At 67.7% G+C, this 12,704-nt stretch carries 16 protein-coding genes and 1 pseudogene; 10 read left to right on the forward strand and 7 right to left on the reverse strand.

The window, feature by feature from the left end:
- Positions 1 to 57: 57 nt before the first annotated feature.
- On the reverse strand, positions 58 to 867 hold the full coding sequence (gene trpA, locus PHLH3_RS00170; RefSeq protein ID WP_213627442.1) for a tryptophan synthase subunit alpha: 810 nt from the start codon (positions 865 to 867) through the stop codon (positions 58 to 60).
- Positions 864 to 2,072, reverse strand: a complete 1,209-nt coding sequence (trpB, locus tag PHLH3_RS00175) for a tryptophan synthase subunit beta (protein WP_173174685.1) — start codon at positions 2,070 to 2,072, stop codon at positions 864 to 866. Before trpB ends, trpA begins: the two co-directional genes overlap by 4 nt.
- A gap of 107 nt (positions 2,073 to 2,179) precedes the next feature.
- On the opposite strand from trpB, the gene PHLH3_RS00180 reads away from it, so the two are divergent.
- Positions 2,180 to 3,073 (forward strand): LysR family transcriptional regulator, encoded by an 894-nt coding sequence (locus PHLH3_RS00180; protein WP_213627444.1) that lies wholly within the window; start codon positions 2,180 to 2,182, stop codon positions 3,071 to 3,073.
- Positions 3,074 to 3,263: 190 nt separating this feature from the next.
- Here PHLH3_RS00180 and PHLH3_RS00185 read toward each other — a convergent pair whose 3' ends face one another.
- A complete protein-coding gene (locus PHLH3_RS00185) occupies positions 3,264 to 3,584 on the reverse strand; it encodes a DUF883 domain-containing protein (RefSeq protein ID WP_213627446.1) in 321 nt (106 codons plus the stop codon).
- Positions 3,585 to 3,722: 138 nt separating this feature from the next.
- On the opposite strand from PHLH3_RS00185, the gene PHLH3_RS00190 reads away from it, so the two are divergent.
- From PHLH3_RS00190 to PHLH3_RS00200, 3 genes are all read left to right on the forward strand, one after another.
- Positions 3,723 to 3,938, forward strand: coding sequence for a dodecin (locus tag PHLH3_RS00190; protein WP_043241890.1), 216 nt, complete (start codon positions 3,723 to 3,725; stop codon positions 3,936 to 3,938).
- Positions 3,939 to 4,095: 157 nt separating this feature from the next.
- On the forward strand, positions 4,096 to 4,320 hold the full coding sequence (locus PHLH3_RS00195) for a DUF1161 domain-containing protein (protein WP_213627448.1): 225 nt from the start codon (positions 4,096 to 4,098) through the stop codon (positions 4,318 to 4,320).
- A 191-nt stretch (positions 4,321 to 4,511) separates the two neighbouring features.
- Positions 4,512 to 5,510, forward strand: a complete 999-nt coding sequence (locus tag PHLH3_RS00200; protein WP_213627450.1) for an LLM class flavin-dependent oxidoreductase — start codon at positions 4,512 to 4,514, stop codon at positions 5,508 to 5,510.
- Between the two features lie 2 nt (positions 5,511 to 5,512).
- On the opposite strand, the gene PHLH3_RS00205 is transcribed toward PHLH3_RS00200, so the two are convergent.
- Both PHLH3_RS00205 and PHLH3_RS00210 read right to left on the reverse strand, forming a co-directional pair.
- Positions 5,513 to 5,932, reverse strand: a complete 420-nt coding sequence (locus tag PHLH3_RS00205) for a hypothetical protein (protein WP_213627452.1) — start codon at positions 5,930 to 5,932, stop codon at positions 5,513 to 5,515.
- A 51-nt stretch (positions 5,933 to 5,983) separates the two neighbouring features.
- Positions 5,984 to 6,400, reverse strand: coding sequence for a hypothetical protein (locus PHLH3_RS00210; RefSeq protein WP_173174697.1), 417 nt, complete (start codon positions 6,398 to 6,400; stop codon positions 5,984 to 5,986).
- 49 nt (positions 6,401 to 6,449) lie between these two features.
- Between PHLH3_RS00210 and PHLH3_RS00215 the strand changes: the two genes are divergently transcribed.
- On the forward strand, positions 6,450 to 7,547 hold the full coding sequence (locus PHLH3_RS00215) for an aminopeptidase (RefSeq protein ID WP_213627454.1): 1,098 nt from the start codon (positions 6,450 to 6,452) through the stop codon (positions 7,545 to 7,547).
- Between the two features lie 29 nt (positions 7,548 to 7,576).
- Positions 7,577 to 7,810 (forward strand): DUF1161 domain-containing protein, encoded by a 234-nt coding sequence (locus PHLH3_RS00220; RefSeq protein ID WP_213627455.1) that lies wholly within the window; start codon positions 7,577 to 7,579, stop codon positions 7,808 to 7,810.
- 36 nt (positions 7,811 to 7,846) lie between these two features.
- Here the strand turns inward: PHLH3_RS00220 and PHLH3_RS00225 are convergent, their stop codons facing one another.
- Both PHLH3_RS00225 and PHLH3_RS00230 read right to left on the reverse strand, forming a co-directional pair.
- Positions 7,847 to 8,497, reverse strand: coding sequence for an HAD family hydrolase (locus PHLH3_RS00225; protein WP_213627458.1), 651 nt, complete (start codon positions 8,495 to 8,497; stop codon positions 7,847 to 7,849).
- Between the two features lie 91 nt (positions 8,498 to 8,588).
- Positions 8,589 to 9,134, reverse strand: coding sequence for a gamma carbonic anhydrase family protein (locus PHLH3_RS00230; RefSeq protein ID WP_213627460.1), 546 nt, complete (start codon positions 9,132 to 9,134; stop codon positions 8,589 to 8,591).
- 165 nt (positions 9,135 to 9,299) lie between these two features.
- Between PHLH3_RS00230 and PHLH3_RS00235 the strand changes: the two genes are divergently transcribed.
- The 4 genes and pseudogenes from PHLH3_RS00235 (at position 9,300) to PHLH3_RS00250 (ending at position 12,697) form a co-directional block, all read left to right on the forward strand.
- Positions 9,300 to 9,488 (forward strand): hypothetical protein, encoded by a 189-nt coding sequence (locus tag PHLH3_RS00235; protein WP_173174710.1) that lies wholly within the window; start codon positions 9,300 to 9,302, stop codon positions 9,486 to 9,488.
- A gap of 81 nt (positions 9,489 to 9,569) precedes the next feature.
- Complete coding sequence (gene prlC / locus PHLH3_RS00240) at positions 9,570 to 11,618, forward strand: oligopeptidase A (protein WP_213627462.1); 2,049 nt, start codon at positions 9,570 to 9,572, stop codon at positions 11,616 to 11,618.
- A complete protein-coding gene (locus PHLH3_RS00245) occupies positions 11,615 to 11,896 on the forward strand; it encodes a YheV family putative zinc ribbon protein (RefSeq protein WP_021219893.1) in 282 nt (93 codons plus the stop codon). The genes prlC and PHLH3_RS00245 overlap by 4 nt, the downstream gene beginning before the upstream one ends.
- 22 nt (positions 11,897 to 11,918) lie before the next feature.
- Positions 11,919 to 12,697: pseudogene (locus PHLH3_RS00250) on the forward strand (DUF3658 domain-containing protein).
- Positions 12,698 to 12,704 lie beyond the last annotated feature (7 nt).

Consider the following 12,704-nt stretch of genomic DNA (forward strand, 5'->3'; position numbering starts at 1 on the left):
GGGCTGAAGCGGAACGCCGCCCGGCCCACCCTACGGGCTTCAGCTCACTCGTATGGCTCAGGCGCGGGCGCTGCGCACGCCATCGGCCAGGGTCTTGCAGAGGGTGAGAACGCCGTCGACGGCCTGTTCGGCGGTCTCGGCCTTGGCGATCTGGTCGACCAGGGCGGAGCCCACCACCACGCCGTCGGCGAGGCGGGCGATGCTGGCGGCGTGTTCCGCGGTGCGGATGCCGAAGCCGATGGCCACCGGCAGGTCGGTATGGCGACGCAGGCGGGCCACCGCGTCCTGCACGTGTTCCAGGGTGGCGGAGCCGGCACCGGTGACGCCGGCCACGGAGACGTAGTAGACGAAGCCGGAGCTGCCTTCGAGCACGGTGGGCAGGCGCTTGTCGTCGGTGGTCGGGGTGGTCAGGCGGATGAAGTCGATGCCTGCGGCCTGGGCCGGGTGGCAGAGGTCTTCGTTATGTTCCGGGGGCAGGTCGACGACGATCAGGCCGTCCACGCCGGCTTCCCTGGCATCACCGATGAAGCGCTCGACGCCGTAGTGGTGGATGGGGTTGAAGTAGCCCATCAGCACCAGCGGGGTGCTCTGGTTGCCTTCGCGGAACTCGCGGACCATCTGCAGGGTTTTCACCAGGTTCTGCTTGGCCGCCAGGGCGCGGATGTTGGCCAGCTGGATCGACGGACCGTCGGCCATCGGGTCGGTGAAGGGCATGCCCAGTTCGATCACGTCGGCGCCGGCGTCCGGCAGGCCCTTGAGGATCGCCAGGGAGGCGTCGTAGCCCGGGTCGCCGGCGGTGACGAAGGTCACCAGGGCGGCGCGGTTCTGCTGTTTCAGTTCGGCAAAGCGGGTCTGCAAGCGGCTCATGCCTGGGGCTCCTGTTGCATGTGGTGCATCACGGTCTGCATGTCCTTGTCGCCACGGCCGGAGAGGTTGACCACCATGATGTGGTCCTTCGGCAGGTTCGGCGCGCGCTTGAACACTTCGGCCAGGGCGTGGGAGCTCTCCAGGGCCGGGATGATGCCTTCGAGGCGGCAGCACTGGTGGAAGGCGTCCAGGGCTTCGTCGTCGGTGATGGAGGTGTACTCGACGCGGCCGATGTCGTGCAGCCAGGCGTGTTCCGGGCCGATGCCGGGGTAGTCCAGGCCGGCGGAGATGGAGTGGGCGTCGATGATCTGGCCGTCCTCGTCCTGCAGCAGGAAGGTGCGGTTGCCGTGCAGCACGCCGGGGATGCCGCCGTTGAGGCTGGCGGCGTGCTTGCCGGTCTCGATGCCGTGGCCGGCCGCCTCGACGCCGATGATCGCCACGCTCTGGTCATCGAGGAAGGGGTGGAACAGGCCCATGGCGTTGGAACCGCCGCCGATGCAGGCGACCAGGGAGTCGGGCAGGCGCCCTTCCTTCTCGGCCAGCTGCTCGCGGGTTTCCTTGCCGATCACCGCCTGGAAGTCGCGGACCATGGCCGGGTACGGGTGCGGCCCGGCGACGGTGCCGATCAGGTAGAAGGTGTTGTGGACGTTGGTCACCCAGTCGCGCAGCGCTTCGTTCATCGCGTCCTTGAGGGTGCCGGTGCCAGCGGTGACCGGGATCACGGTGGCGCCGAGGAGCTTCATGCGGAACACGTTGGCCTGCTGGCGATCGATGTCCGTGGTGCCCATGAAGATCACGCATTCCATGCCGAAGCGCGCGGCCACGGTGGCGGTGGCCACGCCGTGCATGCCGGCGCCGGTCTCGGCGATGATGCGTTTCTTGCCCATCCGCTTGGCCAGCAGGATCTGGCCGATGCAGTTGTTGATCTTGTGCGCGCCGGTGTGGTTCAGCTCTTCGCGCTTGAGGTAGATCTTCGCGCCGCCGCAGTGCTCGGTGAGGCGCTCGGCGAAGTACAGCGGGCTCGGGCGGCCGACGTAGTCGCGCTGGAAGTAGGCCAGTTCCTTGAGGAATTCCGGGTCGTCCTTGGCGGCTTCGTACTCGCGGGCCAGGTCGTGGATCAGCGGCATCAGGGTTTCGGCGACGTATTGGCCGCCGAAGGAGCCGAACAGGCCCTTGGCGTCGGGGCCGGTGCGCAGTGAAGTCATGGTGGAACTCCTGGGAGTGGTGTCCGATGGCCGCCATTCTAACGCTGGCCGCTCCCGGGAAAAGCGATTAGATTGCGCTGACCTGTCAGTAAAACTCACATATAGCCATGAGCCGCGACCTCCCTCCCCTGAATGCCCTGAAGGCTTTCGAAAGCGCCGCCCGCCTGCTCAGCGTAAGCCGAGCGGCAGAGGAGCTGCATGTCACCCATGGCGCGGTGAGCCGGCAGGTGCGCGCGTTGGAGGATCAGCTGGGCGTGGCCCTCGTGGCCAAGGACGGGCGTGGCATAAAACTCACGGATGCCGGCCAGCGCCTCGCCGAGGCGGCGGGGGATGCCTTCGAGCGCCTGCGCGGCGTCTGCGCCGACCTGCGGCGCCAGGAAGAGGACCGTCCCTTCGTCCTCGGTTGCCCCGGCAGCCTGTTGGCGCGCTGGTTCATCCCGCGCCTGGACCGCCTCGACCGCGAGCTGCCGGAGCTACGCCTGCAGCTTTCCAGCAGCCAGGGCGAGCTGGACCCGCGCAGCCCGCAGCTGGACGCCACCCTGCTCTTCGCCGAACCGCCCTGGCCGGCGGACATGCAGGTGTTCGAGCTGGCCGGCGAGCGCATCGGCCCGGTGTTGAGTCCGCGCTACGCCGGGTTCGCGGAGCTGGAGCAGGCGCCGCCGCAGCGCCTGTTGCAGCGCGCCCTGCTGCACACGGCGTCACGCCCCCAGGCCTGGCCGCAATGGGCCCGGGCCGAAGGGCTGGACGAGGGGGGGGTGCAGCTGGGCCAGGGCTTCGAGCACCTGTACTACCTGCTGGAGGCGGCGGTGGCCGGCCTGGGCGTGGCCATCGCGCCGCAGCAACTGGTGGCCGACGACCTGGCCGCCGGCCGCCTGGTGGCGCCCTGGGGCTTCGTCGACACCCCGGCGCGGCTGGCGCTGTGGGTGCCGCTCGGGCGCCAGGGCCCACGTGCCGAGCGCCTGGCGCAGTGGCTGCGCCAGGCTTTTGTCCAGCCTGGCTGAGGTCCCCTACGCGCAGCATGGGAGAAGAGGCGGGCACGGGAGAGGACGGATGAAATGGGATTGGTCGCCTTTTGTAGAGATGGCGGCCGCTCTCGTGATCCTCCCCGTTCAAGCACCGGGCCGGCCCCGTGGCGGGGCCGGCCCGGTGAGGTACTGCATGGGGCCGGATGGCCACGCAGGTGCGTCGGGCTCAGCTCCGCTGGCGCAGCATGTAGGTGGCCAGTGCCACCACGCCCACGGCGCCCGCTGCCATTCCGGCGGTGGCCAGCGGGTGCTCGCGGCTGTAGTCGCGGGTGGCGATACCGGCCTTGGCCGTGCGCTCCCAGGCCTGGCCGGCGAGGTCGCGAGAGCGGCTCAGGGTATGCAGGGCGCTGCTCTGGATGGCGTCGAGCGAGTGCTGCGACTCGGCCTCCACCACGTTCTTGATGCGTTCGATACCGCTGCGCAGCTGTTCGATTTCCTGCTCGATGCCCTGCAGGGTGGATTTCTTGCGAGACATGAAGAGAGCCATGTCGTACCTCCTTTTTCGGGTTGGGGTATGAAGTCCGACCCCTGTATCGCCGAGGAGTGCAGCTAATCTGAACTTATTCGCGGAATCCCGGGCCTGAGATGGCAAGTGGCCCATTTCTGAAACGCAAGGAGAACATCCATGTCGGATCATCACACCTACAAGAAGATCGAGATTGTCGGCTCCTCCCGCACCAGCATCGACGAGGCGATCAACAACGCCCTGGCCGAGGCGGCCAAGTCCATCCGCAATCTCGACTGGTTCGAGGTAGTGGAGACCCGGGGGCACATCGAGAACGGCAAGGTGGGCCATTACCAGGTCACCTTGAAGGTCGGCTTCCGACTCAGCGATAGCTGATCGTCTTACAGATAACGCCCGGTCTCTGGGCTAGGCTCACACAGGTTTGGCCATGTGGTGTCGAATCGAACAAGACCACAGATGCCATCCCCTTGGAGACGGCTGGTCTCCGCGGCTCGCTCGAGCCTTTCTTTTCTACAACGAGGGAGCGTTACCGATGAAGAAACTGTTGTTGGCCATTGGCCTGTTCACCCTTGCCGGCTCCGCCTTCGCCGCGGGCAAGCCCTGTGAAGAGCTGAAGTCCGAGATCGACGCGAAGATCAAGGCGAACGGAGCGACCTCCTACACCCTTGAGATCGTCGACAAGGGCAGCGCGACCGACAAGAAGGTGGTCGGCAGCTGCGAAGCGGGTACCAAGGAAATCGTCTACCAGCGCAATTGATCGCGCGATCAGCAGTCAAGCCGGCGTCCGCGCCGGCTTTTTCATGGGCGCTCGCCGGCCCGCCTTGCTTACCCCGAGGTGCCCTGGTTACCGAAAAGTGCCTTCTGGTGGCTGCCTGCGGGTCGGCCTAGAGTAGGTCCCCTGTGTCACGTGGAAGGCGCGAGTCTTCCCCTCAGTAAGGTCCCTTCGCTATGTCAGCCCTTTCTTCCCTGCCCCTTTCCGTCCTCGACCTGGCGCCCATCCGCGACGATGGCGGCCCCGCCCAGGCGCTGCACAACTCCCTGGCCCTGGCGCGCCATGTGGAGCAGCTCGGCTTCTCGCGCTTCTGGGTGGCCGAGCACCACAACATGGAAGGCATCGCCAGTTCCGCCACCTCGGTGCTGCTGGGTTACCTGGCGGCCAATACCTCGACGCTGCGCCTGGGTTCGGGCGGGATCATGCTGCCGAACCACGCGCCGCTGGTGATCGCCGAGCAGTTCGGCACCCTCGCGACGCTCTACCCGGGGCGCATCGAGCTGGGCCTTGGCCGTGCGCCGGGCGCCGATCATCTGACCGCCCGCGCCCTGCGTCGCGAACGTTCAGGCAGCGCCGACGATTTCCCCCAGGACGTGGAGGAACTGGAGTTGCTGCTCGGCCCGCGCCTGGAAGGACAGAAAGTCATCGCCATGCCCGGCATGGACACCCGGGTGCCGATCTGGCTGCTCGGCTCCAGCCTGTTCAGCGCGCAGCTGGCCGGGCAGAAGGGTCTGCCCTACGCCTTCGCCTCGCACTTCGCGCCGCGCTACATGCACGAGGCGATCCGCGTCTACCGCAACCATTTCCGTCCCTCGGCGGTGCTCGACTCGCCCTACGTGATGCTCGGCGTGCCGCTGGTGGCGGCGCCCACCGACGAGGAAGCGGATTTCCTCGCCACCACCGTCTACCAGCGGGTGCTGAGCCTGATGCGCGGCGAGAGCCTGGTGTTGCGCCCGCCGGTGGACAGCATGGCCGGGCGCTGGCTGCCCCACGAGAAGGAAGCGGTCGGCAGCTTCCTGGCGATGGCCATGGTCGGCGGGCCGGAGAAGATCCGCGGCAAGCTGGAGGTGCTGCTGGAACAGACCGGCGCGGACGAGCTGATCTTCACCTGCGACGTCTACGAGCATGAACATCGCTTGCGCGCCTTCGACATCCTCGCTGGCCTGCGCGGCTGAGGTCAGATAGGACCGCAGCCCAGCGTCTCGCCACGCGCCACCACCTGGCGTCGGGCGTCGTACATCAGCACCTGCGGGCGCATGACGATGGGGCGTGCGTCGATGCGGTAGCGCTCGCCGGCGGCGAATCCGTCATAGCGGATGCGCACATGGCAGGTGAGCTGGAAGGGGCCTGCGTCGCTGTTGAGGCCGCCGCCACTGGAAACCTCGAACTGGTAGCGCATCTCCAGTTCATGGCGACCGGGGGTGACCTGGTAGTAGCGGCCGTCGGCGGTGCGCCCGCCGTCCAGGCGGTCGGCCATGAAGGTGGTGCCCGGCTCGCCGCGCAGGTCGATCCAGGCCTGGCCGGGGTCGGGTTGGGGAAGCGGGCCGGCGCAGGCCGTCAGGCTGGCCAGCAGGCACGCGGCAGGTAGCTTGCGCATGGCGGAATCCTCGGAAGGGCGTGGCGTTCAGGATAAACCCGGCGCCCGTCTTCAGACATCGCCGCAGCGACTTTCCCGTGCCCGCGCCACCTCGCGGTTGTCTTCGCTGTAGAGCCGCGCCCAGGGGCGGAAGCCGATGCCGCCGGCCTTGAGCTGGTAGCGCTGGCCGGCGGTGAACTCCGGGTAGTCCAGCTTCAGCAGGCAGGTGCGGGTCATGGGCTCGCGCTGGGGGCCGATGTCGTCGCCGTCCACGTCGAAACTGAAGCGCACTTCCAGCTCGTGGTTGCCGGGGGTGACCTGGAAGTAGCGGTCGTCCTGCAGCGGCTGGCGGTCGACGCGGGTCGCCTGCAAGGCATGCCTTTGCGGCGGGTCCAGGTCGATCCAGGCCTGGTCGGGGTCGGGGCTGGGCATGATCAGCGAGCAACCGCCGAGATTGAGCAGCAGGACAGTGGGAAGCAGGCGACGCATGCGGCAACTCCTTGTGGCGTGCTTTGGGGCCATGCGCTAGCTTCACGCCATGCCGGCCCCCATTCTTCTAGCCTTTCTCGACCGCGCCCGCGCCCTTGCGGTTCCGTTGCTGCTCGCCCTGGCGCTGAACGGTTGCTCCAGCCTGGACTACTACGGCCAGCTGGCCAGCGGACAGTTCCAGCTGCTGCGCGCCCGCGAGCCGGTAGCGCAGGTGCTCGCCGATCCCGCCCGCGATGCCGCGTTGCGCCAGCGCCTGGCGCTGTCGCAACGGGCGCGGGATTTCGCCAGCGCCGAACTGGCCCTGCCGGACAACGGCAGCTACCGCGTCTATGCCGATATCCACCGGCCCTTCGTGGTGTGGAACGTCTTCGCCACGCCGGCGCTGTCCCTGGCGCCGATCACCCACTGCTTCCCCATCGCCGGTTGCGTCGCCTACCGCGGCTACTACCAGCCCGGCCGTGCACGCGGCGCCGCGGCGCTGATGCGCGAGCAGGGGCTCGATACCTGGATCGGCGGCGTCGAGGCCTATTCCACCCTGGGCTGGTTCGACGACCCGATCCTCAGCAGCATGGCGCGCTGGGACGATGACCGGCTGGCGGCCGTGATCTTCCACGAGCTGGCGCACCAGAAGCTGTATGTCGCCGACGACAGCGCCTTCAACGAGTCCTTCGCCAGCTTCGTCGAGCGCGAGGGCCTGCGTCGGTGGCGTGCCAGCCAGGGCCTGCCGGTCGGCGGCGAGGACGGCGTGCGCCAGCGCGAGCAATTCACCGCGCTGGTGCTGGCCTGTCGCGAGCGCCTGGAGCGGCTCTACGCCAGCGACCTGCCCGAGGCGCAGAAGCACAGGGCCAAGCAGGCCGAGTTCGAGCGCCTGCGTCTCGACTATCGCCAGCTGCGTGACAGCCAGTGGCAAGGCGTGGGCCGCTACGACGGCTGGATCGAAAGCCCGCTGAACAACGCCAAGCTGCTGCCTTTCGGCCTTTACGATCGTTGGGTGCCGGCCTTCGCCGAGCTGTATCGGCGTAGCGCCGGCTGGGCGGATTTCCACGGGCGGGTGGCGGCGCTGGCGGCGCGTCCGCCGGTCGAGCGCCAGGCCGCCCTGGCCGAGCTGATGGCGGAGAACTCGCCGGTGGCCGCATCGGTCGAATGAACGCGGATTCGCCTGACAGGAGGTGTGCGATGAACAGATGGGGATTGGCCGTGCTGCTCGGCCTGCTGGGGAGCTCCGCCGTGGCGGCGCCCAAGCCGTGCGAGGCGCTCAAGCAGGAGATCGAGGTGAAGATCCAGGCCGCCGGGGTGACCGCCTACACCCTGGAAATCGTGCCGGCCGCGGAGGTGGAAGACCCGAACATGGTGGTCGGCACCTGCGAGAACGGCACGAAGAAGATCGTCTACCAGCGCAACGGGACCTGAGCCCGCAGCCCTGGAATCCCCGGACTGAAGCCCGGGCTACACGCCTTCGAAGGCCTGGTGCATTTCCGCAAGGGTGGCGAAGTACCAGGCCGGTGATTCCGCCATCAGCTCCTCGTGGCTGCCGAAGCCGTAGCCGACGCCGATGGCCTGCAGGCCATTCTCCCGGGCGCCGATCAGGTCGTGCTTGCGGTCGCCGATCATCAGCGTCTGCGCCGGGTCCAGCCCCTCCTCGTCCAGCAGGTGGCGGATCAGCTCCACCTTGTTGGTGCGGGTGCCGTCCAGCTCGCTGCCGTAGATCACCTTGAAATGCCTGGCGAAGTCGAAGTGCCGCGCAATCTCGCGGGCGAACACCGCCGGCTTGCTGGTGGCGATGTACAACGTGCGGCCCTGCTCGCCGAGCATCCCCAGCAACTGGGCGACGCCGTCGAACACACGGTTCTCGTAGAGCCCGGTGACCTTGAAGCGATCGCGGTAGTGGTTCACCGCCTCCCAGGCGCGGGGCTCGTCGAAACCGTAGGTCTGCATGAAGCACTGCAACAGCGGCGGGCCGATGAAATGCTCCAGGCGGGTGAGGTCCGGCTCGTGGATATCCAGCTTGCCCAGGGCGTACTGGATGGAGCGGGTGATGCCCTCGCGCGGGTCGGTGAGGGTGCCGTCGAGGTCGAAGAGGATGTTCTGCTGGTGCATGGCGGTCAGGCGGTCCGGTCTCGGGGCTGGCAGGATATCCGGGTTGGCGGGCCATTCCGAGCATGCGCTGGAAGCGGCCCGCCTCACGGCGTCAGCGGTCGTACCCCTCGGCGATATGCAGGTCCTTCAGCTTCACGTAGTTGGCGGCGCTGTAGGTGAAGAAGGCCCTTTCCTTGTCGCTCAGCGGGCGGGCCTGTTTCACCGGGCTGCCGATGTAGAGGAAGCCGCTCTCCAGGCGCTTGCCCGGCGGCACCAGGCTGCCGGCGCCGATCACCACCTCGTCCTCGACCACGGCGCCGTCCATGACGATGCTGCCCATGCCCACCAGGATGCGGTTGCCGAGGGTGCAGCCGTGCAGGGTCACCTTGTGGCCGATGGTCACGTCGTCGCCGATGAGAAGGGGAAAGCCGTCCGGGTTGAAGGGACCGGCATGGGTGATATGCAGGACACTGCCGTCCTGTACGCTGGTCCGTGCCCCGATGCGGATGCGATGCATGTCGCCGCGTATCAGGGCGAAGGGCCAGACCGAGCTGTCCTCGCCCAGTTCGACATCGCCGATGACGACCGCGGATCGATCGACGAAAACCCGCTGGCCCAGCTGGGGGGCGGTGCCGCGGTAGGTTCGTATCGCGCTCATAGAAAGTCCTGTGGCTGCGTTGTGCGCCGATTGTAATTAAGATGTTCGCCGTCGACCCGGGTTAAACCTCGCGGCCCGATGGTTGTCCCACTCTTCAGTCCCTTCCCGAAAGGCCCGTCAAAATTCTGGCATAGTGGCCGGCCGTCTCTGGAAAGGAGAGTGTCCATGACCACCTTGCGTTTCAGATCTTCCGCGAATCGTTCCAAGGCCGCAGCGGCCACGGTGACCCGCGAAGCCCTCGAGGCCCATGTAGCCGCCTATCTGCGGCGCGGAGGGCAGATCCAGAAGATCGCCAAGGGCGTGAGCGGTATGCCACTGAACGGCTCCTGGCATCTGTCCAGGCGCGGGAAATGATTTGCGGAGGGGGCCTTGTGCCCCTCTCTCTTTCCCGGTATCAACGATCCATCAACTTTCCAGACGCAACAGGTGAATGCCGTGAGTTCCAGCAATCCCCTCCTTCAGGATTTCGACCTGCCGCCCTACTCCAGCATCCGTCCGGAACATGTAGAGCCCGCCATCGACACCATCCTCGCCGACAGCCGTGCCGCCATCGATGCGCTGCTCGCCGGCCAGCAGGGCACGCCGACCTGGCAGGGCCTGGTGCTGGCGCTGGACGAGCTCGGCGAGCGCCTGGGCCGTGCGTGGAGCCCGGTCAGCCACCTCAACGCCGTGTGCAACAGCGCCGAGCTGCGCGGCGCCTATGAGGCCTGCCTGCCCAAGCTCTCCGAGTACTGGACGGAACTCGGCCAGAACCGCGAACTGTTCCAGGCCTACGAGGCACTGGCCGGCAGCCCCGAGGCCGCCGGCTTCGACGTGGCGCAGAAGACCATCCTCGAACACGCCCTGCGTGACTTCCGTCTCTCCGGCATCGACCTGCCGGCCGACAAGCAGCAGCGCTACGGCGAGATCCAGATGAAGCTCTCCGAGCTCACCAGCCGCTTCTCCAACCAGTTGCTGGACGCCACCCAGGCCTGGACCAAGCACGTCACCGACGAAGCCGTGCTCGACGGGCTCACCGAGTCCGCCCGCGCGCAGATGGCCCAGGCCGCCCAGGCCAAGGGCCTGGATGGCTGGCTGATCAGCCTGGAGTTCCCCAGCTACTACGCGGTGATGACCTACGCCAACGACCGCGCGCTGCGCGAAGAGGTCTACACCGCCTACTGCACCCGCGCCTCCGACCAGGGGCCGAACGCCGGCCAGAACGACAACGGCCCGGTGATGGAGCAGATCCTCGACCTGCGCCAGGAGCTGGCCGGCCTGCTCGGTTTCGCCAGCTACGCCGAGCTGAGCCTGGCGACCAAGATGGCCGAGTCCAGCGACCAGGTGCTGAGCTTCCTCCGCGACCTGGCCGTGCGCAGCAAGCCCTTCGCCCGGCAGGACCTCGACGAGCTCAAGGCCTTCGCCGCCGAACAGGGCCTGGACGACCTGCAGAGCTGGGACACCGGCTACTACAGCGAGAAGCTGCGCGAACAGCGCTACAGCATCTCCCAGGAAATCCTCCGCGCCTATTTCCCCATCGACAAGGTGCTCACCGGCCTCTTCGCCATCGTGCAGAAGCTCTATGGCATCGAGATCCGCGAGCTGTCGGGCTTCGACACCTGGCACCCGGATGTCCGCCTCTTCGAGATCCGCGAGAACGGCCAGCACGTCGGACGCTTCTTCTTCGACCTCTATGCCCGCGCCAACAAGCGTGGCGGCGCGTGGATGGACGGTGCCCGCGACAAGCGCCGCACCTCCGCCGGCAAGCTGGTCAGCCCGGTGGCCAACCTGGTGTGCAACTTCACCCCGGCCGTCGGCGGCAAGCCCGCGCTGCTGACCCACGACGAAGTCACCACCCTGTTCCATGAATTCGGCCACGGCCTGCACCACCTGCTGACCCGCGTCGAGCACGCCGGGGCCTCCGGCATCAACGGCGTGGCTTGGGACGCGGTCGAGCTGCCCAGCCAGTTCATGGAGAACTGGTGCTGGGAGCCGGAAGGCCTGGCGCTGATCTCCGGCCACTACCAGACCGGCGAACCCCTGCCCCAGGACCTGCTGGACAAGATGCTGGCGGCGAAGAACTTCCAGTCCGGCCTGATGATGGTGCGCCAGCTGGAGTTCTCCCTGTTCGACTTCGAGCTGCATGCCACCCACGGCGATGGCCGCAGCGTGCTGGAGGTGCTCGAAGGCATACGTGCCGAGGTCTCGGTGATGCGCCCGCCGGCCTTCAACCGCTTCGCCAACAGCTTCGCGCACATCTTCGCCGGTGGTTACGCAGCCGGTTACTACAGCTACAAGTGGGCGGAAGTGCTCTCCGCCGACGCCTTCTCGAAATTCGAGGAAGAGGGCGTGTTCAACGCCGACACCGGCCGCGCCTTCCGCGAGGCCATCCTCGCCCGGGGCGGCTCCCAGGAGCCGATGGTGCTGTTCGTCGATTTCCGCGGTCGTGAGCCCTCCATCGACGCCCTGTTGCGCCACCTCGGCCTGTCGTCGGAGGCCGCATGAGCGAAGGTCCCGTGAACGTCACCAAGAAGCGCTTCATCGCCGGTGCCGTGTGCCCGGCTTGCAGCGAGCAGGACCGCATCCAGATGTGGGACGAGGACGGCGTGCCGCACCGCCAGTGCGTCGCCTGCGGCTATGCCGACACCCTCAACGCGCAAGGCCAGTCGGTGCCCAAGGAACTGGGCACGCGGGTCAACAAGGCCGTGCCCAAGCCGGCCGACCCGAAGGTCCAGGGCGTGCAGTTCTTCCCCAATCCGAAACTGAAGAAGCCCAGCGAATAGCGTCGAGGCCAAGGAGGGCGTGATGTGGCACCTGGTATGCGGTGACAACGCGGTCGAAGGCGTCGCGTCCGTGCTGGGCGAAGACGTGGCGCGCAGCTTCCTGCGGGTGCTGCCCGAGACCTCGCGGTCGGCCCGCTGAAGGACATCGAACAGCCGCCCTGCACCCGCCGCGCCGCCTTCTGGCGGGCGGTCTGGCCAGCGGCGGTGCAGCCGGTGCCGGATTTCGAAGCAGGCCTGGGCGAAGACGCGCAATGGCTCGCCGGCCTCGCCCTGCAGAGCCACGCGGTTACCGTCTGGCATGGCGACAGCGCCTCCGAGCAGCTGTTGCTGGCACGGGTCGCGGCGGCGCTGGAACACAGCCAGCTGCCGCTCTGGGAAGTGCCCTGCGGCAGCGGCGATAGCCGCGTGGAAAGCCGTCGCGCCGTGGCCATGCATGCGCCGGACGAGCTGGCCGAGCTCTACCTGCCCAGGCTGATCGAGGCGGAGCGCCGGCAGGCGCTGGCCGCCCAGTGGCGCGGCGCGCTGGCCGAAGGCGCGGGCATCCGCCGCTGGCGCGGAGGGGCTTTCCATGGCGAGGACTTCAGCTTCATCGATGCCGACCTGATCGGCTCCTGCACGTCGGAGTGGCGCTCGCTGGGCCGCGCGATGGCCGACGTCATGGCCCGTTGCGATGGCTTCTTCGCCACCGACTTCTTCCTCTTCTGGCGCGCCCGTGAACTGGCCGCCCAGGGCCGTGTCGAGATCCAGGGCGAGCCCGGGGCCAATGGCTACGGCGGCCTGCAGGTGCGCCTGCAAGGCTGACCCGGGC

The sequence above is a fragment of the Pseudomonas sp. Pc102 genome, assembly GCF_018408275.1.
Taxonomy (GTDB): domain Bacteria; phylum Pseudomonadota; class Gammaproteobacteria; order Pseudomonadales; family Pseudomonadaceae; genus Metapseudomonas; species Metapseudomonas tohonis.